The organism is Pseudomonas massiliensis, assembly GCF_000826105.1.
Lineage (GTDB): Bacteria > Pseudomonadota > Gammaproteobacteria > Pseudomonadales > Pseudomonadaceae > Aquipseudomonas > Aquipseudomonas massiliensis.
This window is the reverse complement of record NZ_CCYK01000004.1, coordinates 206,784-228,215: the sequence shown is the minus strand read 5'-3', so window position 1 is coordinate 228,215 and position 21,432 is coordinate 206,784. Positions and strand designations below refer to the sequence as shown.

Sequence of the window (21,432 nt, the reverse complement as noted above, 5' to 3'; positions counted from 1 at the left end):
CTTGGGCTGTTTACGAAAAGGAGTTTGTGCAGGATGTGGTGAATACCATTTTCAAACGACTGGCCGCCATGAAGCTGTGCTCAGACTCCCAGGCGATTGCGCAGGCGGGCGACCCAACCGGGCGCTGGCGATGGCCGCAAGGGTGCGCGCAGGCAATTCACGATCTGGCTCCCTATGCTATGGAAACCGTAACGCTCGTGCACCAGGGCTTGCCCGCGGGCGGCGATGCCAGCGGCCAGCGCCGGCTGTTCGCGCAGTTGCGCCAGCTTGCGGCGGAGCTCGGCAAGGTCCCGGTACAGCACCAGGTTGACGCCGTCCTCGAAGCCCAGGGCGCGATTTTCTTCTTCTCCCTGGTCGTAGGCCAGAAGTACGCATCCGGCGGCCATGGCCTCGAAGTTCTTGATCATGTACTCCCCCATTCCCACGTCCGCGCTGACGAAGAACCGGATACGGTTGAGCATGCGATTGTAGTCGGCACCGGACTCGGTCCGGGTGATCAGCAGGTTTTCCTCTTGCGCCAGCGCTTCCAGAAATGCCTTGCGCTGGGCATAGGCCACGCTCTTGAGACTGCCGACAAACCCTAGCTCGATGTCCCGTTGCAGCCCCAGTTCGCCAACCAGGGTCTGGTCATAGCCTTTGGGCACGAAGTGAGCGTCCACGCCTTCCTCGCGCAAGCGCCGCGCCACCTGGGCGCCGGAACTGATGACCCGGGCCCACGGAAGTTGCCGGTAATGCCGGCTGAACTTGCCGGTGTATTTGCAGGGAATGTAGTTCTGGTATGCATCGTGCTCGAGGATCACTAGGTTAGGCAAGCTGCGGATAAAGCCCACCTGCCGGATCTCTTGCTTGAAACGCAAAAAGAAGAGGATGCGATCGTAGCGGGAGGCATCTACCTCACGCTTGAAATAGCGGCGCAGATGCCGCTGATCATCGCTGTCCAGCCAGCGCAGGTCACACTCGCAATGTGCCGCCACGCCTCGATACAACTCATCGAGAATGGCGCGCTGGTCTTTCTGCACCAGGAACAGAACTTTCATCGATATCTCTCAAGGCCGCTGGCGGGGCGAATCAAGGGTCCAGGCGCCATAGCAGTTCGTGGCGCCGTACCGCCTTGCGGAAGAATTCGTTTTCCCCTTCCACGGGCCAGCGACGCCCAGCGAGCAGGCGTTGCAGCCCACGGCGCAGCCGACGTTTGAAGGGCAACGGAGGTTGCAGGTCGTGCATCATGCCCAGGGCCATGGCTTTGTCCAGCCGTGCCTGAGCGGTCAGTGGCAGGCTCACTGGCCAGCAGGCACCGGACGGGTCGAACCGGGGCGGCAAGGCGACACCCTGGTGGGCATTGCCCATGGGCCAGCGGTCGTTGTCATGAAGATGATTGGCGTAGCCGAGCAGGTACGATGGCTGCCAGGCCAACCCCTCCAGCGCTTCGCGCACGGCCAGGTGGGCCTGGATATGATCCGGATGAGGATCGAGCGCCGGATCCGGCAGCACGATCACCTCTGGCCTGGCCAGGGTAAGCAGCGCACGCAGGTCCGCGATCAGGTTGTTCCAGGTCGGCAGGCCATCATCGCCGGGCAGGGCCAGGCGATTGTACTGGCGAAACAGCCGGGTATCCTGCAGGCCGGCTTCACGCGAGGAAACCGGTTCGCTGGGCGCCTGATGCATGGCGTCCAGTTGCAGGCAGAAATACCCCAGCTGGACGCAGCGCTCCTCAGGTACTCCAGCCCAGCGCGGCACGGCGAGGCTGTCCCAGGCGCGGAGCCGGCCTTTGAGGCGAGCGGCGGCCTGTGCCTCCAGCCCCATGGCGCGGTAGTGCTCGGCCTCGATTTCCCCGGCGGTGAGGGTAACGACCCAGCTTTCGGCAGCCTGGCTGTATAGGCCGTACGCCGCCAGCTCCGCGTCGTCAGCGTGGGGCGCGATCACCATTACCCGCCGCTGCCGGTAATCAGGCTGAGCGAACGCATATACCTGGGGTGCTTCGCGCAGGCGGCAGTGACGCCCGATCAAGTCCAACCCCGAGGGCAGAATGCTTTCCTGGCCAGACAGGTTGAGGTAACGCAGCCCGCTGCAGCCCCGCTCGAAGGCCTGGGCGTCCTGGTCCTTGCCCTCGCCGATGAGCACAGCAGGGTCTAACAGATGCCCCAGCCAGGTGGATGTCAGTCGCACCTGTGCGACCAGGGTATACGCCTGGTCATTGGGCAGAGGCTCTTCAAGCACCAGGCGGCGCCCGTCCCAGCGGCTGGCCAACAGCCGGCCTCCTTCACCGAAACGGTAGCGATAGTCCTGCCTGGGGGAATAGAAGAGGTGGTCGGCAAACCAGGCTTCGTGGGCCGCCCAGGCCAAAACGGCCAGCAGTAGTGGCAACCACCAGGCCAGCAGCACCCCAGCCAGCAGCAACAGTACGCCAGCGCCCAGCAAGGCGAGCCTTTTGTTGCGTCGATGACGCCGCAACAGCGCCTGCTTGCGGCTCATACCTTGAACACCTGGGCGGGGTTGCACCAGCGGGCCTTGTATTCACGGTCCGCTCGGCCAAAGGAAAAGCGCAGCGCCTTGCCTCGCTCGCGCGCATCCTCCCAGGCCGCCTGGGTATTGAGGTAGCTGAGCACGCTGCCCGGGCTGAAATCCCGGGTAAGCGGGTCGACACCACCGTTGACATACTCGACGCTCACCCAGCCAGGCGCCTCCACCCGATACAACAGCTGGATCGCGATCGCCGCGCCGTTGAGCAAGAGCACCGAACCGACCATGAACTCGCGCAGCAGCTCGAGCACCTCGGCCATATGCGCCGCCCCAGTGGCGGGAAAATTCCACCGGCGCTGGAACAGATCGCAGTACAGGGCCGCGAACTCGGCGCTGGAAAAGTCGCTTACCGGCCGCACTTGGCCGCCGGCTTCCTCCAGCAGGCGCAATTCACGGCGCTGGTTATAGCGAAACTTCTTGGAAAGGTCCTCGGGCGCGCGGGCCAGCGCCAGGGCTTCCGCCTGGGTAGCCAGGCCGGAAAAGCGCCCAATGTTCGGCTCGCCCAGGTACCGGCCCAGATGGCGTAGCGGGGCCTGCGCATCGGCCTCGCCCGGAAGGATGATCTCGGCATTGCCCAGGTCGAACAGGCCCTTCTTGCCAGCCCGTTTGAGCACGTCCTTGGACAGTGCCAGATGCCGCCCCCATACCGGGATGGCGGCGCGCAAGCGGCCTTCCTGCTCCCAGCCCAGGTAGCGCACCGGCAGTCGTGCCAGGCCCGCCAGACGCTCGACGACCTGAGGATGGGTCGCCACGCTGCCGCCGTGGCGGGACCAGAGCTCGGCATAGCTGGCCGCGTCTATGGGGGTCCAGCCACGCTCGCGCCAGAATCGAAAGCGGTTGAGGATCATACGGTCGCGTCCAGCCCTGCCAGCGCCGGCAGGCGCCAGAAGGCTTCACGGACCGCCTGATCGCTGAAGCGTGCCTGCAGTCGCTCGGCCATGCTGGCCGCCAAGGCGTCACGGCAACCCGGCCCGTAGTTGGCCACTTCCAGCAGCGCTTGCGCCAAGGCGGTGGCGTCGCCCAGGGGAAATAGCAGGCCGGCGCCTTCGACTACTTCCCGGGCGCCACCACAAGCGGTGGCAAGAATAGGCACGCCAGCGACCATGGCCTCAAGCAATACCATGCCGAAGGGCTCGTGGTCTGAACTCAAGGCAAATACATCGAAGGCGCGGAAATAGCGGGTAGCGCTCGGCACCTGCCCGGTGAAGCGAACCTGGGCCATGATGCCCAGCTCTTCAGCCAGACGCTTGAGCGCACCCTCGAGCCGACCTTCGCCCATGATCACCAGACAGGCTCCTTGGGGCAGGCCAGGCAAGGCCTGGGCGAAGCCCCGCAGCAGGGTGGCCTGGTCCTTGTCGGGATGAAGCCGCCCTACGTTGCCTACCACCCAGGCATCGGCCGGCAGCCCCAAGGCCTCTCGCGCCTGCGCTGGGCTCAACAGAGCCTGCTGCCGGGCAGTCACGTCCACCCGGTTGTAGAGGGTCTGGATACGCTCGGCCGGCCAGTCGGACAGGCATCGACGAATGTCGTCGCGTACCGCATCGGATACGCCCAGCAGGCTCAGTCGCCGCCGGAACAGGTTCGCAAACAGCCGCCGCCCACGGCGCTGGTAATCGCCGAAAGCGTGATGCACGCCCAGCACCGGCAGTTGGGTCGCCAGCAGGGCGACGTAGATGGGCTTGAAACGGTGAGCGATGCAGAACGCGAAATCGCGCTCGGCGACGATGCGGCGAAGCCGGGCGATGGCGCCCAGCTTCAGGCCACGCACATCCTTGGAGGACAGCTCGAGGAACAGCACCTCGGCCGACGCGCAGGCCGCGGCCACCTCATCGCTGGCACGGCCGGTCAGAAACACCGTGGTGACCGCATGGCCGCTTCCAGTGAAAAGGCTCGCGTACTGCCGGGCACAGTCCAGGAACGGGCCGTCATAGCCGTGGCAGAACTGCAGTACCCGCCGCTCAGGCGCCTGTGTCATAGGCGTTCGCGCCTTCCTTCACCACCAGAATGTCTTCCATGATCAGGTATTGCAGGTCGGAGCCAAAGAACATGTTCAGGGCATCCGTAGGCGAACAGATCATCGGCTCGCCACGGCGATTGAGCGACGTATTCAGCGACACGCCGTTACCTGTCAGCTCTTCCAGGGCTTTCATCATGTCGTAGTAGCGTGGGTTGTATTCGCGCTTGAGCACCTGGGCGCGGGAGGTGCCGTCTTCGTGCACGACTTCCGGTACGCGGGTTTTCCACTCCTCGGCCACTTCGAAGGTGAAGGTCATGAAGGGCGCCGGATGATCCACCTTGATCATCTGCGGGGCCACCGTGTCCAGCATCGATGGACAGAAGGGGCGCCAGCGCTCGCGGAACTTGATCTGCTCGTTGATGCGGTCGGCCACGCCCGGCACGCTCGGGCAACCGATGATCGAGCGGCCGCCAAGGGCCCGCGGGCCGAACTCCATTCGCCCTTGGAACCAGGCTACAGGGTTGCCGTCGACCATGATCCTGGCGATGCGCTGGGGCATGTCGTCGATCTGGCGCCAGGCCGGCTTGCTCGGATGACGAGCACAGGCGGCGATCACGTCTTCGTTGGAATAGGAAGGGCCGAGGTAGACGTGCTCCATCTTCTCCACCGGCACGCCACGCGCATGGGACACGTAGGCGGCTGCGCCCACGGCGGTTCCGGCGTCGCCGGAGGCCGGCTGCACGAACAGCTCCTTCACGTCTGGCCGGGCGATGATCTTCTGGTTCAGCTTCACGTTCAGGGCGCAACCGCCCGCGAACGCCAGCTTGCCGGTTTCCTTGAGGATGTCGCCCAGGTAGTGGTCGATCATCTGCAGGGCAAGCTTTTCGAACAGCGCCTGCATGCTGGCGGCGTAGTGGATGTACGGCTCGTCGGCGATGTCACCTTCGCGCTTGGGCCCCAGCCACTCGATCAGCTTGGGCGAGAAGTAGAAGCCCTTGCCTTTCTCCTTGTAGCGCCGCAGGCCGATCACGTTGGCGTATTCGGTGTTGATCACCAGCTCGCCGTTCTCGAAGCTGGCCAGGCGGGAGAAGTCATACTTGCTGGCGTCACCAAAGGGCGCCATGCCCATGACCTTGAACTCACCGTCGAGCATCTCGAAACCGAGGAATTCGGTGATCGCGCCATAGAGGCCGCCCAGGGAGTCCGGGTCGTAGAATTCCTTGAGCTTGTGGATCTTCCCGTTCTCGCCATAGCCGAAGAAGGTGGTGGCGTACTCACCCTTGCCGTCGATCCCGAGAATGGCGGTTTTCTCGGTGAAGCCGGAGCAATGATAGGCGCTTGAGGCGTGGGCGAGGTGGTGCTCGACCGGCTCGATCTTGACCTTCTTCGGGTCGAAGCCAAGCTGCTCCAGGCACCAGACGATCTTCCTGCGGTAGCGCTTGTAGCGACGGTTGCCCATGAGCAACGCGTCCAGGGCCCGGTCCGGCGCGTACCAGTAGCGTTTCGCATAATGCCAGCGGGCCTCGCCGAACAGGCTGATGGGCGCGAACGGAATGGCGACCACATCGACGTCGGCCGGAGTGATGCCGGCCTGCTCCAGGCAGAACTTTGCCGACTCGTAGGGCATGCGGTTCTTGGCATGCTTGTCTCGCACGAAGCGCTCTTCTTCGGCGGCCGCGATCAGCTTGCCGTCGATATACAACGCAGCGGAGGGGTCGTGGCTGAGGGCGCCGGACAGCCCGAGAATCGTCAATGCCAAGGGTCAGAGCCTCTGTGTACTCAATACGCGCCCAGCAAGGCGCAGGTATTGCTGTTGATCGAAAACGCGGGAGTATAACCCAACCGCCGCCGGGCCAATACCTATGGACAGCTAGGGAAGTCAGCGGCCAGCGCTACCTGAGCATCGGTGGGCAGGTGATAGCGATCCGGCTTTGCCGCCCTTTCATCCGCCCCCTTGGCGACTCAGCCCAAGCGTGGCAAGCGCTCGTCCAGCACCCGGTGCAGTGCGCTGGTTGCCGGCCAGTTGCGCAGGAAACGGGCTCGGTCACGGGCATAGGCCTGCGCGAAGCTGCCAGCAGTGCCATGCTGCTGCATGGCGTCCAGGTCGATCAGGGCCCAGCGGCCGTTCTCCCAGAACAGGTTATGGGCCTTAAGGTCGCCATGGCTGATGCGCTCACGGATCAGCCCGGCGAACAGTTCGTCCAAGGCTGCCAGTTGCGCTTCGGGCACCTGCCCGTCTTGCACATGGCCACTGAAGCAGTGCATCAGGTCGGGCCCTTGCAAGTGCTCCGTCACCAGGTAAGCCTTGCCCCGCAGCCCAAGGGTACGACGCTCCTGCACAGCCAGGGGGCGCGGCGTGGCGAATCCCAGAAACATCAGCCGTTGCGCCTCGATCCAGGAATGCCAGGCCCGACTGGGGCGCCAGAAGCGCTTGAACCAGTGGGCGACCCCTTTGATGTTGTAGCGCTTGATGAGCAATACTCGACCATTGGCATTGACCCGGGCGACCGTGGCAGCGCCGCCGGTCTTGTAGAGGTGGCCCTGGTCGATGAGCCGGTCAGGGTCGGCCAGCACGGGCGCCATGGCCGCTTCCTGATCGCGGGGCGTCGCTTGCAGCAACGACGGGCCTTGCTTCACGCTGAACAGGGTGCAATCCCGACCGGCCTTGGCCAGCAGGTCTCGTAGCCGCCAGGCTCGCACCTTGTCGATCTGCTTTTGCAACGCCTCCAGGGGCAGCGCATGCTCGCTGTTGGCCAAGAGGTAGTACACCAGCAGCTCTTCCAGGCAAGGCGCCAGCGCCTGGGGAAGCTGGGCGAAAAACACCCCCAGGTTTTCCAGCACGCGTTGACGCGAGAGGGGCTGGCCTGGCTGCTCGGCGCGCACGCCGCCACCATCGACCACATAGACCCTACCGCCGCTGCGCAGCAGGTTGTCCAGGTGCAGATCCTCCTGCCACAACCCTTTGGCATGCATGCCGGCGATGGCCTGCAACGCCTCGGCGATCACTTCTGTCTGGGCATCGGCCAAGGGCGGCAGGCTTTCCACTTGCGCCCAGGCATCAGCCAGGCTTTGCCCTTGCTCGAGAAATTCGAACAGCAACCAGCCACCCTGACCTGGCCGTAGGCCATCAGCCAGCAGGGTCGGCGTGGCCAGCCCCTGGGCCGCCAACAAGCGGGCGCCCTCGCGTTCACGCTGGAACTGACGGGGGGCACGAGGACCTACCAACAATTTGGCAAGCACGGCACGGCCGCGCCACACTCCGGCGCCCACATAGCGCTGCCCGGGCAAGACCCGCAGCAGGCTGAGCAATTGCAGCTGCGCCGGGCCGGCGGCGTCTTCCAGTTCAATGCTCATCGGCAGCGTCGGGGCGCGACCGGCGCGCGCCAGGTTTTGCAAATCCATCAGCGGGTTTCCTTATGGCGCCGACGCGCCACCAATCGCTCCATCCAGGTCGTGACCCGGGCGTCGGTACCCGGCACGCCTAGGTAGGCTGTCAGGAAGCCCCGGATATCCGCCTCGCCCCAGGCAGCGGCCCGGCGCAGCAGAGGCTCCAGATCACGCACGCGGTCCCGCTGGCCAAACCAGGCGCGGCGGGTTTTCTCCAGGTCGATCAGGCAGGCTTCGAAGCCCTCGCCAGCGGCCCGCAAGAAGATATGCTTGGGATAGAAGCAGCCGTGGACCAGGCCCGCGTCATGCAAGCGACGCGCGAGCTGGCCACAAGCCGCGACCAGCGCGCCGCGACGCGGAGGCGTCAGCACTGGCCATTGCGCCAACCAGGCGCCAAGCTCGCTCCAGTCATCCAGGCCTCGGGTCAACAGCATCCCTTGCCATTCTCCGCCCTGTCGCCGTTCGGCGAAATAACTGGCCTGCAGCGCGGGGATGCCCAGCTGCTGGTAGAGGCGAATATTGCGAAACTCCCGGGTCACGGTAGGTTCACCCAGGGGATGGCGCAGGCTGCGGGTCAGGTAGTTGGCCTGGCGCTTGAGGTAAAAACCATGCCCGGCCAGGTCCAGGCGAAATACCTGGCTCCATCCGCCGCGCCCGGTGTTGGCTTCGTCCACCGCGGTCAAAGGCAGAGCCCAGAGTGTGTCGAAGTCGGCCAGGCCATGGGCGGCCAGGAGCGACTGGGCATCTGCCGCGATAAAAGGCTTCATTCTCGCCCCTCGAAGAAACTCAGGATATGGCGGATACGCTTCTTGTCCGCCGCATTGAGCCGGTCGCGACGCCGGTACTGGAGGTAGAAGCGCAGCCTCTGGGTGGCCGAGAGCTGGTATTTGGCAACCTTGTCCAGGCAGGCCAGGTCCTTGGTGATCCGATAGCGCAGCATGAATCCCCACCAGAACGCACCGTTGGGGCAATCGATCAGGTAAAGCGTTCCGGCGTCGTCCACCAGCAGGTTGCGCCACTTGAGGTCGTTGTGGGTGAAATGATGGTCATGCAGGGTACGCGTATGCCGCGCCAGTTGATGGCTCACATGATTCACCCAGGCCCGGTCTCGTAGCCGTGGGTCGTGCTGCCTGACCAGGGCGAGCAGATCTTCGCTGGCGGGCAGCCCCAGGGTGATCATCGCGCCTCGCTCGAAGGAGCCCCCGTCGCGCTCGAGGCCGAAGCCCACCACTTCGGCGGTGGGGATGCCCCACTTGGCGAAGCGCTTGAGGTTCTGCCATTCGGCCTTGACCCTGGGCTTGCCCAGGTAGCGGCGCAAACCCCTGCCGGCGCTGGTATAGCGCTTGACGTAATAGGCCGCGCCCTGATGGTCGACCTTGATCAATTCGGACAGCGCGTCCTGGGTCAGGCGTTCACCCTGGGCGGCGAAAACCGCGTCCAGGCTGCCGAATATCCCATCCAGCCCCGCGAAGGCCGGGTCCAGGTTCCAGCCGGCCATCAGAGCGCGTCTCCGTAGCGTTGCTTGCGCGCATAGAGCTTGGCCGCCTTGCCTTCCAGCCAGACGAGCAACGCCGCCTCGTCACCCAGCACCTGGCGCAGCGGCCGCCGGAAGTACGCGCGAAGAAAGCGCAGCTTGTCCCGTGACGTCAGACCGATGTCCAAGGCGGAAAAATAGAGGGCGGCCAGGTCCTTATCTCGCCAACGGCGGCTGATCCGGGAGCGGGTCTGGGCCCGGTGCAGGTCGATCACCGACAGCTTGAAGCTAGCCGGGTCGAAGGGGCGGTCCGTGTGCAGCAGGAAGTGGCAGATGTAACAATCCCGGTGATTGACGCCAGCGCGATGCATGCCGCCCGTCATCTCGGCCACCCGCTGGATCAGCGCCCATTTCACCGCCGGTGCTGGCGGCTGGGCACGCCAATCGAGGCTGTAGTCCTCGAGGCTGATGGTGGGGGCCAGTTCCTCGGTGACGATGAACGAATGCTGGGCAGCAGGATTGGCGCCGCGCTCGCCGTAGGCCACGGCGGTCATGGTAGGCACCCCTGCCTGGTGCAGGCGCTCGATGGCCGCCCACTCCTGGCCCGCACCCAGCACCGGCAGCTTGGCGCTGAACAGGTTCTTGAAGATCTCCCCCCAGCCGATGCCGCGGTGAATCTTGACGAAATAGCCGCGGCCGTCCACTTCCGTGCGCAGGGTGCGACGCCCCTCCAGCTCACGGTAGACCTGGCCTTGCAAGGCCTCGACCGCGACGAAGGGGTCGGCCCCGGCCCAGAGGGCCTCGAACGGCGGCTGCAGCATCACCTTCATTGGGGGCGCTCCGCCAGGATCAGGTCGGCGGCGTGCTGGGGCATGCTGTACAAATCCGCGCTGTCGGCAAAGGCCAGGCCATTGCGCCCCCACTGAGCGCGCGCGGCCTTGTCTTCGAGCATCCGCTGCAACTGGCGGTTGAGGTCTGCCTGGTCGAACGGCTCGGGTATCACGATGCCAGCCTGGGCTTCGCCAATGTAATGGGCATAGCCACACACTTCGGTCACCAGCACTGGCAGGCCGGCCACCACCGCTTCGAGCAGCACGGTGCCTGTGTTTTCGTTGTAAGCGGGGTGGATCAGCACATCAGCGCCGAGCAGGAAGCGCGGTATATCGCTGCGCCCTTTCATGAAACTGACCTGATCATTCAGGCCCAGGGCAGTGCTTTGCAGCTGGAACACCTTGGGGTCGTCCTGACCTATCACGAACAGCCGCGTGCGCTGGCGCAGGGCGGCTGGCAGCGCCGCCAAGGCCTTGAGGGAACGATCCACCCCTTTGGTCTTGAAGCCTGAACCGATCTGCACCAGCAGCAGCTCGTCTTCGCCCAGGCCGAACTCCTCGCGGAAGGCGGCCCGGACCTGCGCGGCGTTGGCCGGTGCGCGGCGATCCTGGGAGATACCCGGCGGCAACAAGTGGAAGCGCTGCGCGGGCGTGCCGTAATGCTTCACGAACAGCGGCTGCTGAACCTGGGAAATCATCAGGATTTCAGTGCGTGCTTCAGGCGCGAAGACCGCGCGCTCATACTCGGCGAAGTGGCGGTAGCGACCCCAGCGGCGATACAACCCGTTGCGCAGGGTTTGCGCCTTGTCCTCGAAACAGCCGTCAGCGGCGTAGTACAGGTCCAGCCCTGGCATCTTGTTGAAGCCGATGAGCCGGTCCACCGGGCGCCGGGCCAGGTCGGCAGCCATCCAGGCGCTGAGCTTTTCGTTGCGGCGGTGATTGAACAGCGCTTTCACCGGGGCGACCAGCACTTCGAACCCTGGCGGCACGTCCCCCTCCCAGATCAGGGTGTACACCCTGATCTGATGGCCCCGGGCCTGGCATTCAAGAGCGATACGCATGAAATCGCGCTGCAGGCCGCCGAAGGGAAAATATTTGTACAACACGAAAGCCAAATGCATCAACGCAGGTCCTCAGCCAACAACAGCGCGCTCAGGCGTCCTGCCACTCGTTCGGGATTGACGCGAGTGAAGCACAGCGGCCACTCGCGCTTGATATCGTGCCGACGCAGGTCTTCTGGCGTCGGCTTGTAGGTGCAGGTTTTCTGCAGGCAGGGCGCGCACGGCCAGTCACTGCCCAGATGGACCTGGGCCCGGCCATAGGCGCCGGTCAGGCCGGGATTGGTAGGCCCGTAGATCGACACGGTGGGCACATCCAGCGCGGCGGCCAGGTGCCCCAGCCCGGTGTCCACGGCGACGCAGGCCCGGGACTGGATCATCACCTCGGCCACCCCCGCCAGGTTCAACTTCGGCAGCACGGCGACATTGTGCAGGCCAGCCGCGATCCGGTGAGCGCGGCGAAACTCAGCCTCGTTGCCCCATGGCAGGCGCACACCGATGTTGGCCAGCCCCAGGCGCTCGGCCATTTCGCGCCAATAAGCCTCGGGCCAGTGCTTGCTGTCCCAGGTGGTACCGTGCAGGAACACCACGAAGGGCACCGGGTGGGGCACCGCCAATTGCCGCGAGCGGCTGAGTCCGTACTGGCCCAGGGTATCAGGCAGGTCGTAACCCAACGCCAGGGCGAACAGCTGGCGAACCCGCTCCACCGCATGCTGGCCTCGGGCGACGCCAAGCTTGCGATCATAGAAGCGGCTGGCCAGGGGCTCCCGGGCCGAGCGCTTGTCCAACCCCGCCACCGGCGCCTTCACGTAGCGCGTCAACCAGGCGCTTTTGAGCAGGCCCTGGGCGTCGATCACCAGGTCATAGGTACGCTCGCGCAACTGCGCCTTGAAGCGCCGCCATTCCCCACTCTTGACCGTCGCCCAGGGCGCCTTGCGCCAGCGCCGGATGGCGACCGGAATCACCTTGTCCACCGCCGGGTGCCAGGTGGGGATCTCACGGAAGCCCTCCTCCACCACCCAGTCGAAGCGAATGCCCGGGATGGCGCGGGCCGCGTCGGTCAACGCGGGCAAGGCGTGGATCACGTCCCCCAGGGAAGACGTCTTGATCAGCAGAACCCGCACTAGTCAGCCTCCGCCATCTGCTGGGCCTCGGGGGTACCCATGCGCTCCAGCGCATCCACCACCCGCTGTGAGTCCAACAGGCGCAAGCAATTGTAATGGCCCAGCGGGCAGGTGCGCTGGAAACAGGGCGAGCAGTCCACCCCCAGGCGCACCACTTCCACCTGGTCAGCCAGCGGGGGCGTAAAGCCTGGCGAGGTGGAACCATACACCGCCACCAAAGGACGGTTGAGCGCCGCGGCCACGTGCATCAAACCCGAGTCGTTGGACACTACCGCCCCGGCGCAGGACATCAGGTCGATGGCCTCGGCCAGCGAGGTGTCGCCGCACAGGTTCACAGCTTCCTCACGCAACCCGGGAATCAGCCGCTCGCGTATCGCCTCGGCCACGGGCTGGTCCTTCTTGGAGCCGAACAGCCATACTTGCCAGCCCTGGCGGATTCGCGCCTCGGCCACTTCGGCGTAGTGTTCGGCGGGCCAGCGCTTGGATTCGCCGAATTCCGCGCCTGGGCAAAGGGCAAGCACCGGGCGATCCAGTTCCAGGCCGAACCGCTCCAGCGCCGCGCTCCGGCTCGCCGGGTCGATGCGCAGACGAGGCTGGGGATAAGGCGTGGGAAGGGCTTCTTCCGGCGCGTAGGCCAAGGCCATGAAGCGTTCGATCATGAGCGGGTAACGGGCCTTGTCGAGCACCCGCAGGTCGTTGAGCAGGCCGTAGCGCAGCTCGCCTTTCCAGCCCGTGCGTCGCGCGATGCTCGCAAAGAAAGGCACCAGGGCAGACTTCAGCGAATTTGGCAGCACGATGGCCTGGTCATACTGGCCCCGGAACGAGCGGCCGATGCGGCGCCGCGTGGCCAGTTCGAGCGCCCCGTGGCCGAGCGGAAAGCTCAAGGCCTGCCGTACCTGGGGCATGCGCTCGAGTATCGGCCGGCTCCATTCGGGCGCGAGCACGTCGATCTGGCAGTCGGGGTGGCGGCTTTTCAAGCACTGGAACAGGGTCTGTGCCATCACCATGTCGCCGACCCAGCTGGGCCCGATGATCAGAATTCTCATGGATTTTCCGCAAACGATCAGGGAGGCGGCGGCCTCCCCGGTGGATTCTCACAATCAGCCTAGCCCCAGCTCGGCCCAGATCCGCATCACCGCGCGACGCTCGGCAACGAACTGGTTGCCGGCGATCACGGCGACCTGCTTCTGCAGCGCCCTCCGATGCGCCACGGCGCGGTAGGCCTTGTACGCCTCGCGCAGGAGACTGGCATCGCCTCCCGGCAGCAGCCCGGCCTGCTCGAGCCCCTCGAGGATACGGATGTTGTCGGTGTAGCGCAGCAGTGCGGGATGCTCGCGCGACCAGGCCAGGGCCGCGTATTGCACCATAAATTCAATATCGACGATACCTCCGGCGTCCTGCTTGATATCGAAGGCCGCGTGAGCATCGAAGGCATTGTCGGCTCGGCCGGCCGCCGTCGGGCGCGTGCCAAGGTTGTCGCGCATCTTGGCGCGCATCTCGCTCACCTCGATGGCCAGAGCCTTGGGGTCACGCTCGCGACCCAGCACCGCCGCGCGGATGGTTTCGAACGCGACGGCGACATCCTGCCCCCCCACTAGTACCCGCGCTCGCACCAGCGCCTGATGCTCCCAGGTCCAGGCTTCGTGCTGCTGGTAACGCTCGAAGGCGCCCAGGGAGCTGACCAGCAGCCCCGCCGCGCCCGAAGGCCGCAGGCGCATGTCGACCTCATACAGTTGCCCGGAGTTGGTCTGCGCTGTGAGCAAGTGAATGATGCGCTGGCCCAGCCGCGTGAAGAACTGTGCGCCGTCGATCGCTCGCGGCCCGTCGGTTTCCGCCACGCTATCGGCGTCATGGATGAAGACCAGGTCCAGGTCCGAGCCGTGCCCCAGCTCCAGCCCGCCCATCTTGCCGTAGCCGACGATGATGAAGCCCGGATCACAGGGGCTGCCATCCGGGCGCCGCGGCGTGCCGTGGCGGGCGACCGTCTGGCGCCAGGCCAGGGCCAGCACCTGGGCCAGGATGGCCTCGGCCAGCCAGGTCAGGTAATCGCTGACTTTCATCAGCGGCAGGGTGCCCGCGATCTCGGAAGCCGCCACGCGCAGGCTATGGGCCAGCTTGAAGTGCCGCAAGGCCTCCATTTGCTGCTCGAGGTCGTCTTCGGGGATCCGCGCCAGCCGCTCCCGCAATTCGGCCGCCAGCTCCGGGGCCTGGGGTGGGTGGAACAGCCGCGCTTCGTTGAGCAGCTCATCGAGCAAGAGCGGGAAGCGGGTAATCTGTTCGGCAATCCAGGGGCTGGCGGCGCACAGGGTGAGCAGTTGGCGCAACGCGCCGGGGTTTTCGGTCAGCAGTACCAGGTAGGCCGACCTTCGCGCCACTGCCTCGACCAAGGGCAGCACGCGTTCGAGCACAAGATCAGGCTCGGCATGCTCGCTGGCCTGAGCCAGCAGGCGAGGAATGAAGGCATCCAGGCGCTCGCGGCCCATCCGCTGCATCGCCCGAAGCTGACCGCTGGCGCGCAGGCTGGCCAGGCGCTCCAGGGCCTTGGCGGGGGCGGCGAAACCGCTCTCGGCCAGTTGCCTGATCGCCGCTTCGTCGTCTTGTCGTTCTTCCCACAAGGGCAGCCACTCGCCCCCGACCACCACTTCGCCATGCCCTTCGTCTTCGTCCGGGTCGGCGATCACGCCTTTGAAATGCCAGTCGACGCGTCCACGCCAGGCCATGAGCTGGGCATGGAAACCGGCCCAGTCGCGAAAACCCAGCATGGCGGCGACGCGCATTTGATCCCGCTCGGTGTCAGGCAGCATTTGAGTCTGGCGATCAGCGATGGCCTGCAGGGCATGCTCGGTATAGCGCAGGAATTCGTAGCCCTGGCGCAGCTCGGTCACTACCTCCGCGGGCAGATAGCCCTGGCGCTCAAGAGTGCCGAGCACGTTCAAGAGCGATCGCTGCTGCAGGCTCAGGTCCCGGCCCCCATGAATCAGCTGGAACGCCTGGGCAATGAACTCCACTTCGCGAATGCCACCGGCGCCCAGCTTGATGTTGTCAGCCATGCCCTTGCGCCGCACTTCCTGCTGGATCAACTGCTTCATGGTGCGCAACGCTTCGATGGCGGAAAAGTCCAGGTAGCGACGGTAGACGAAGGGACGCAGCATCTGCAGCAACTGGGCTCCAGCAGCTTGGTCGCCAGCCACTACACGGGCCTTGATCATGGCGTAGCGCTCCCAGTCCCGCCCCTGGTCCTGGTAGTACTGCTCCAGAGCGTTGAAGCTGAGTACCAGGGCTCCGACCGACCCGTAGGGGCGCAGGCGCATGTCTACTCGGAACACGAAACCATCGGCGGTCACCGGGTCCAGCGCCTTGATCAGCCGCTGACCGAGGCGGATGAAAAACGCCTGGTTGTCCTGCGCACGTTTGACTCCTTCGGTTTCGCCGCCCTCCGGGTAGGCGAAGATCAGGTCGATATCCGATGAGAGGTTCAGCTCCCCCGCGCCCAGCTTGCCCATGCCCAGCACGATCATGTGCTGGGGCTGGCCGGAGCGCCGTCCGATAGGCGTGCCGAATTGCTGGCAATGGCGGGGGTATAGCCACTGGTAGGCTTCATCGATGCAGGTGTCGGCCAGCTCGGACAGGTCTCTGCAGGTTTCCTGCAGGTCGGCCTCGCGAAGCAGGTCGCGCCAGATGATGCGCACCTGCTCACGGTTGCGCTGGCGACGCAGGGCCATCCCGAGGGCGTCTTCATCCTGGCAGCGTGCCAGGGCAGCCCGCACCTGCCCACGCAACTCCCCTTCGCCCAGGGTCCGAGCCAGCTGACCGCTGTCGGCCAGTTCCCGCCAGAGCCCAGGATCACGCAGCAGCTGCTCGAACACGAAGTCGCTCAAGGCACACACGCGTCCAAGGGCTTCGCGTAGCCCCGACGGTTCTGTATCCGCCTGAGCCTGGAGAACGGCCCCGGCTTCCGCCAGGCGCGCCAGGCGATCGGCCGCCAGGGCCTGCAATACGTCGGGTAATGGGATCAGGGGCGGACGGCTCATGGTCTATCCTTCAAGGCGCCTACAGGCGAGGGGGCTGGGGGAAACCGCGAAGCGAGCGGCTGGCCGGACTGTCCAACAAAAGCTGAAAATAGCCGAAAACGGATAATTTTTGGTGGCAGTCCTCAAAAGCATCCCTCCGCGGGCGATTTTCGACATGCACGGATGGTTTTAGCCGACCGAGGGATGCCCAAGACACACCCCGGCATGTGAGGTATTCCTCTTCCCCCTGTCGCTGCGGTGCATGAAATGAACAAGGATTTGTAGTAAAACTACAGGACACCGGGCCAACCAACCGGTGATCCAAGAATTCATGTCGTCTGCCCACAAGGCCAGTCGCAAACTCAGGTCATCGATTCTGGTGGCCTTTCCGCCCTGGAGCAAGCCATGCAAGACCTCGATCCCGTCGAAACCCAGGAATGGCTGGACGCCCTGGAGTCGGTTCTCGACAAAGAAGGCGAAGACCGCGCTCACTACCTGATGACTCGCATGGGCGAGTTGGCCACCCGCAGTGGTTCGCAACTCCCCTACGCAATCACCACGCCATACCGCAATACCATTCCCGTGACCCACGAAGCGCGCATGCCTGGCGACCTGTTCATGGAACGCCGCATCCGCTCGCTGGTTCGCTGGAACGCGCTGGCCATGGTCGTTCGCACCAACCTCAGGGACTCGGACCTGGGCGGACACATCTCCAGCTTCGCCTCGAGCGCGACGCTGTACGATATCGGTTTCAACTACTTCTTCCAGGCACCCACCGAAGAGCACGGCGGCGACCTGATCTTCTTCCAGGGCCACGCTTCGCCGGGCGTCTATGCCCGCGCCTTCATGGAAGGTCGCATCAGTGAAGAGCAGATGGACAACTTCCGCCAGGAAGTCGATGGCAAGGGCCTGTCGTCCTACCCTCACCCCTGGCTGATGCCTGATTTCTGGCAGTTCCCCACCGTTTCCATGGGCCTGGGCCCGATCCAGGCGATCTACCAGGCCCGCTTCATGAAGTACCTTGAAGCCCGCGGCTACATTCCCGCCGGCAAGCAGAAGGTCTGGTGCTTCATGGGCGACGGCGAATGCGACGAGCCGGAATCCCTGGGCGCCATCGCCCTGGCCGGCCGCGAGAAGCTGGACAACCTGATCTTCGTCATCAACTGCAACCTGCAGCGCCTCGACGGCCCGGTTCGCGGCAACGGCAAGATCATCCAGGAACTCGAAGGCGTGTTCCGTGGCGGCGGCTGGAATGTCAACAAGGTAGTCTGGGGTCGCTTCTGGGACCCGTTGCTGGCCAAGGACACCGACGGCATCCTGCAACGCCGCATGGACGAAGTCGTCGACGGCGAATACCAGAACTACAAGGCCAAGGACGGCGCGTTCGTCCGCGAGCACTTCTTCAACACCCCGGAACTTAAGGCGATGGTCGCCGACCTGTCCGACGACGAGATCTGGAAGCTCAACCGCGGCGGCCACGACCCGTACAAGGTGTACGCGGCTTACCATGACGCCGTGAACAACCACAATGGTCAGCCGACCGTTGTATTGGCCAAGACCATCAAGGGTTATGGCACCGGTGCCGGCGAAGCCAAGAACACGGCCCACAACACCAAGAAGGTGGATGTGGACAGCCTGCGCAAATTCCGCGACCGCTTCGACATCCCGGTACGCGACGAAGACCTGGAAAAACTGCCGTTCTACAAGCCCGAGCCTGGCAGCGCCGAGGCCAAGTACCTGAGCGAGCGCCGCAATGCCCTGGGCGGCTTCGTGCCTCAGCGCCGCAGCAAGAGCTTCAATGTTCCGGTACCGCCGCTCGACACCCTCAAGGCTATCCTCGATGGCTCCGGTGATCGCGAAATCTCCACCACCATGGCATTCGTGCGCATCCTGACCCAACTGGTGAAGGACAAGGAACTGGGTCACCGCATCGTTCCGATCATCCCGGACGAAGCCCGTACCTTCGGCATGGAAGGCATGTTCCGCCAGCTGGGTATCTACTCGTCCGTAGGCCAGCTCTACGAACCCGTGGATAAAGACCAGGTGATGTTCTACCGCGAGGACAAGAAGGGCCAGATCCTCGAGGAAGGCATCAACGAGGCCGGCGCCATGTCGTCCTTCATCGCTGCCGGCACCGCCTACAGCTGCCACAACCAGCCGATGCTGCCGTTCTACATCTTCTATTCGATGTTCGGTTTCCAGCGTATCGGCGACCTGGCCTGGGCCGCTGGCGACAGCCGCACCCGGGGCTTCCTGATCGGCGGCACCGCCGGACGTACCACCCTCAACGGTGAAGGCCTGCAGCACGAAGACGGCCACAGCCACCTGATGGCGGCGACCATTCCGAACTGCCGCAGCTACGACCCCACCTATGGCTATGAACTGGCGGTGATCATCCGCGAAGGCATGCGCCAGATGATGGAAGAGCAGCAGGACATCTTCTACTACATCACCGTGATGAACGAAGCCTATGCCCAGCCTGCCCTGCCGGCCGGCGCCGAGGAAGGCATCATCAAGGGTATGTACCTGCTGGAGAACGATACCCGCGAAGCGGCGCACCATGTGCAGCTGCTGGGCTCGGGCACCATCCTGCGCGAAGTGCGCGAGGCGGCGAAAATCCTGCGCGAAGAGTTCAACGTGGGCGCCGATGTATGGAGCGTCACCAGCTTCAACGAGCTGCGCCGCGACGGCCTGGCCGTCGAGCGCAGCAACCGCCTGCACCCGGGCGAGAAACCGGCGCAAAGCTACGTCGAGCAGTGCCTGGGCGGCCGCAAGGGGCCGGTCATCGCATCGACCGACTACATGAAGCTGTTCGCCGAGCAGATCCGCCAGTGGGTTCCAAGCAAGGAATTCAAGGTCCTGGGCACCGACGGCTTCGGCCGCAGCGACAGCCGCAAGAAGCTGCGCCACTTCTTCGAAGTGGATCGTCACTTCATCGTGCTGGCCGCCCTGGAAGCCTTGTCAGATCGTGGCGACATCGAACCGAAGGTCGTGGCCGAAGCCATCGCCCGGTTTGGCATCGACCCTGACAAGCGCAACCCCCTGGACTGCTGAGGAGAACATTCGTGAGCGAGCTTATTCGCGTACCTGACATCGGCAGCGGTGAAGGGGAAGTAATCGAGATCCAGGTCAAGGTCGGCGACCGTATCGAAGCCGAACAGAGCCTGGTGACCCTCGAGTCGGACAAGGCCAGCATGGAAGTGCCCGCGCCCAAGGCCGGCGTGGTCAAGGCCATCAAGGTCAAGCTGGGCGATCGCCTGAAGGAGGGCGACGAACTGCTGGAACTGGACGTCGAGGGCGCCTCGGCGCCCGCCGAACAGGCCGCCCCCGCGGCGGCGCCTGCCAGCGCTCCGGACGAAGCCGAGGAAACCCGGCCGTCCGCGCCTGCTCCTGCCACCAATGGCGGTGGCGCCAGCCAGGACGTACACGTACCGGACATCGGCTCTTCGGGCAAGGCCCAGGTGATCGAGATCCAGGTGAAGGTCGGCGATACCGTCGAGGCTGATCAGTCCTTGATCACCCTGGAATCCGACAAGGCCAGCATGGAGATCCCTTCTCCCGCTGCCGGCGTGGTCGAAAGCATCAGCGTGAAGCTGAACGACGAAGTCGGCACCGGTGACCTTATCCTGGTGCTCAAGGGCGCTGGCAGCGCTTCGGCTGCCACCCCGGCGCCGGCGGCCAGCGCGCCAGCGGCTTCGGCTCCGGCACCCGCGGCGGCACCCGCGGCGGCACCTGCCAGCGCGCCGGCCGGCGATACCGTCAAGGATATCCACGTGCCGGATATCGGCTCGTCGGGCAAGGCCAAGGTCATCGAAGTGCTAGTCAAGGCCGGTGACAAGGTCGAGAAGGACCAGTCGCTGATTACCCTTGAGTCGGACAAGGCGAGCATGGAAATCCCCTGCCCCGAAGCGGGCGTGGTGGAAAGCGTGATCGCGCAGCTGGAAAGCGAAGTCGGTACCGGCGACCTTATCCTGAAGCTGAAAGTCGCGGGTGCCGCCGCGCCTGCGGCGTCCACGCCGAAAGAGGCGGCCCAGGCTCCGGTGGCCGCGGCCACGACCCCGGCGGCCGCCAAGCCTGCCAGCGCCCCCGCTGCCGCTCCGGTGACCGCGCCCAGCGGCAAGGTTCATGCAGGTCCCGCGGTACGCCTGTTGGCCCGTGAGTTTGGCGTGGATCTGGCCCAGGTAGGTGCCACCGGCCCACATGGTCGTATCCTGAAAGAAGACGTGCAGGCGTACGTCAAGACCATGATGGCCAAGGCCAAGGAGGCGCCAGCCGCCGCCGCGACTACGGGGGGCGCGGGTATTCCGCCTATCCCCACCGTGGACTTCAGCCGCTTCGGCGAAGTGGAAGAGGTGCCGATGACCCGCCTGATGCAGGTCGGCGCCGCCAACCTGCACCGCAGCTGGCTCAACGTGCCTCACGTAACCCAGTTCGACCAGGCCGACATCACCGAGCTGGAAGCCTTCCGGGTGGCCCAGAAGGCGGTGGCCGAGAAAGCCGGGGTCAAGCTGACTGTGCTGCCGCTGCTGCTCAAGGCCTGCGCCTTCCTCCTCAAGGAGCTGCCGGACTTCAACAGCTCCCTGGCCCCGAGCGGCAAGGCGATCATCCGCAAGAAGTACGTGCACATCGGCTTCGCCGTGGACACACCAGATGGCCTGCTGGTGCCCGTGATCAAGAACGTGGACCAGAAGAGCCTGCTTCAGCTGGCCGCCGAAGCCGCCGCCCTGGCGGAGAAGGCGCGCACCAAGAAGCTTGCGTCGGATGACATGCAGGGCGCCTGCTTCACCATCTCCAGCCTCGGGCATATCGGCGGTACTGGCTTCACCCCGATCGTCAATGCGCCTGAAGTGGCCATCCTGGGTGTATCCAAGGCCGCCATGCAACCGGTATGGGATGGCAAGGCCTTCCAGCCACGCCTGATGCTGCCGCTGTCGCTGTCGTATGATCACCGCGTGATCAATGGTGCCGCCGCCGCGCGCTTCACCAAGTGCTTGAGCGACGTGCTGGGCGATATCCGCGCGATGCTGTTGTAATGCCCCTGCCATGCCCAGGCGGGCATGGCATCTGTCTTG

General features: G+C 64.9%; 14 protein-coding genes and 1 pseudogene. 2 read left to right on the top strand and 13 right to left on the bottom strand.

Annotation, left to right across the window (positions count from 1 at the left end; all coding sequences use genetic code 11):
* Positions 1-80: 80 nt before the first annotated feature.
* From BN1188_RS02435 to glnE, 13 genes and pseudogenes are all read right to left on the bottom strand, one after another.
* Positions 81-1,037, bottom strand: coding sequence for a glycosyltransferase family protein (locus tag BN1188_RS02435; protein WP_040259638.1), 957 nt, complete (start codon positions 1,035-1,037; stop codon positions 81-83).
* 31 nt (positions 1,038-1,068) lie between these two features.
* Positions 1,069-2,472 (bottom strand): PIG-L deacetylase family protein, encoded by a 1,404-nt coding sequence (locus tag BN1188_RS02430; protein ID WP_040259636.1) that lies wholly within the window; start codon positions 2,470-2,472, stop codon positions 1,069-1,071.
* Positions 2,469-3,365, bottom strand: coding sequence for a GNAT family N-acetyltransferase (locus tag BN1188_RS02425; protein WP_040259859.1), 897 nt, complete (start codon positions 3,363-3,365; stop codon positions 2,469-2,471). The genes BN1188_RS02430 and BN1188_RS02425 overlap by 4 nt, the downstream gene beginning before the upstream one ends.
* Complete coding sequence (locus tag BN1188_RS02420; RefSeq protein ID WP_040259635.1) at positions 3,365-4,495, bottom strand: glycosyltransferase; 1,131 nt, start codon at positions 4,493-4,495, stop codon at positions 3,365-3,367. The genes BN1188_RS02425 and BN1188_RS02420 overlap by 1 nt, the downstream gene beginning before the upstream one ends.
* Positions 4,479-6,236 (bottom strand): carbamoyltransferase family protein, encoded by a 1,758-nt coding sequence (locus BN1188_RS02415; protein WP_040259633.1) that lies wholly within the window; start codon positions 6,234-6,236, stop codon positions 4,479-4,481. Before BN1188_RS02415 ends, BN1188_RS02420 begins: the two co-directional genes overlap by 17 nt.
* A 203-nt stretch (positions 6,237-6,439) precedes the next feature.
* Entirely contained in the window at positions 6,440-7,879 is a 1,440-nt protein-coding gene (locus tag BN1188_RS02410) for a lipopolysaccharide kinase InaA family protein (protein WP_040259632.1), read from the bottom strand.
* On the bottom strand, positions 7,879-8,631 hold the full coding sequence (locus tag BN1188_RS02405) for a lipopolysaccharide kinase InaA family protein (RefSeq protein ID WP_040259631.1): 753 nt from the start codon (positions 8,629-8,631) through the stop codon (positions 7,879-7,881). Before BN1188_RS02405 ends, BN1188_RS02410 begins: the two co-directional genes overlap by 1 nt.
* Complete coding sequence (locus tag BN1188_RS02400) at positions 8,628-9,362, bottom strand: lipopolysaccharide kinase InaA family protein (RefSeq protein WP_040259628.1); 735 nt, start codon at positions 9,360-9,362, stop codon at positions 8,628-8,630. Before BN1188_RS02400 ends, BN1188_RS02405 begins: the two co-directional genes overlap by 4 nt.
* Entirely contained in the window at positions 9,362-10,168 is an 807-nt protein-coding gene (gene rfaP / locus BN1188_RS02395; protein WP_040259627.1) for a lipopolysaccharide core heptose(I) kinase RfaP, read from the bottom strand. Before rfaP ends, BN1188_RS02400 begins: the two co-directional genes overlap by 1 nt.
* The gene (locus BN1188_RS02390; protein WP_040259626.1) at positions 10,165-11,289 is read right to left on the bottom strand and encodes a glycosyltransferase family 4 protein; all 1,125 of its coding nucleotides are present in this window, start codon (positions 11,287-11,289) and stop codon (positions 10,165-10,167) included. The genes rfaP and BN1188_RS02390 overlap by 4 nt, the downstream gene beginning before the upstream one ends.
* Positions 11,289-12,350 (bottom strand): lipopolysaccharide heptosyltransferase I, encoded by a 1,062-nt coding sequence (gene waaC, locus BN1188_RS02385; protein WP_040259624.1) that lies wholly within the window; start codon positions 12,348-12,350, stop codon positions 11,289-11,291. Before waaC ends, BN1188_RS02390 begins: the two co-directional genes overlap by 1 nt.
* Positions 12,350-13,396 (bottom strand): lipopolysaccharide heptosyltransferase II, encoded by a 1,047-nt coding sequence (gene waaF, locus BN1188_RS02380; RefSeq protein WP_040259623.1) that lies wholly within the window; start codon positions 13,394-13,396, stop codon positions 12,350-12,352. The genes waaC and waaF overlap by 1 nt, the downstream gene beginning before the upstream one ends.
* 54 nt (positions 13,397-13,450) lie before the next feature.
* Positions 13,451-16,261, bottom strand: a pseudogene (gene glnE, locus BN1188_RS02375) (bifunctional [glutamate--ammonia ligase]-adenylyl-L-tyrosine phosphorylase/[glutamate--ammonia-ligase] adenylyltransferase); the annotation flags it as partial.
* Between the two features lie 504 nt (positions 16,262-16,765).
* Here glnE and aceE point away from each other — a divergent pair.
* Positions 16,766-19,414, top strand: a complete 2,649-nt coding sequence (gene aceE / locus BN1188_RS02365; RefSeq protein WP_040259619.1) for a pyruvate dehydrogenase (acetyl-transferring), homodimeric type — start codon at positions 16,766-16,768, stop codon at positions 19,412-19,414.
* A gap of 11 nt (positions 19,415-19,425) precedes the next feature.
* Positions 19,426-21,393, top strand: coding sequence for a dihydrolipoyllysine-residue acetyltransferase (gene aceF / locus BN1188_RS02360; protein ID WP_040259618.1), 1,968 nt, complete (start codon positions 19,426-19,428; stop codon positions 21,391-21,393).
* Positions 21,394-21,432 lie beyond the last annotated feature (39 nt).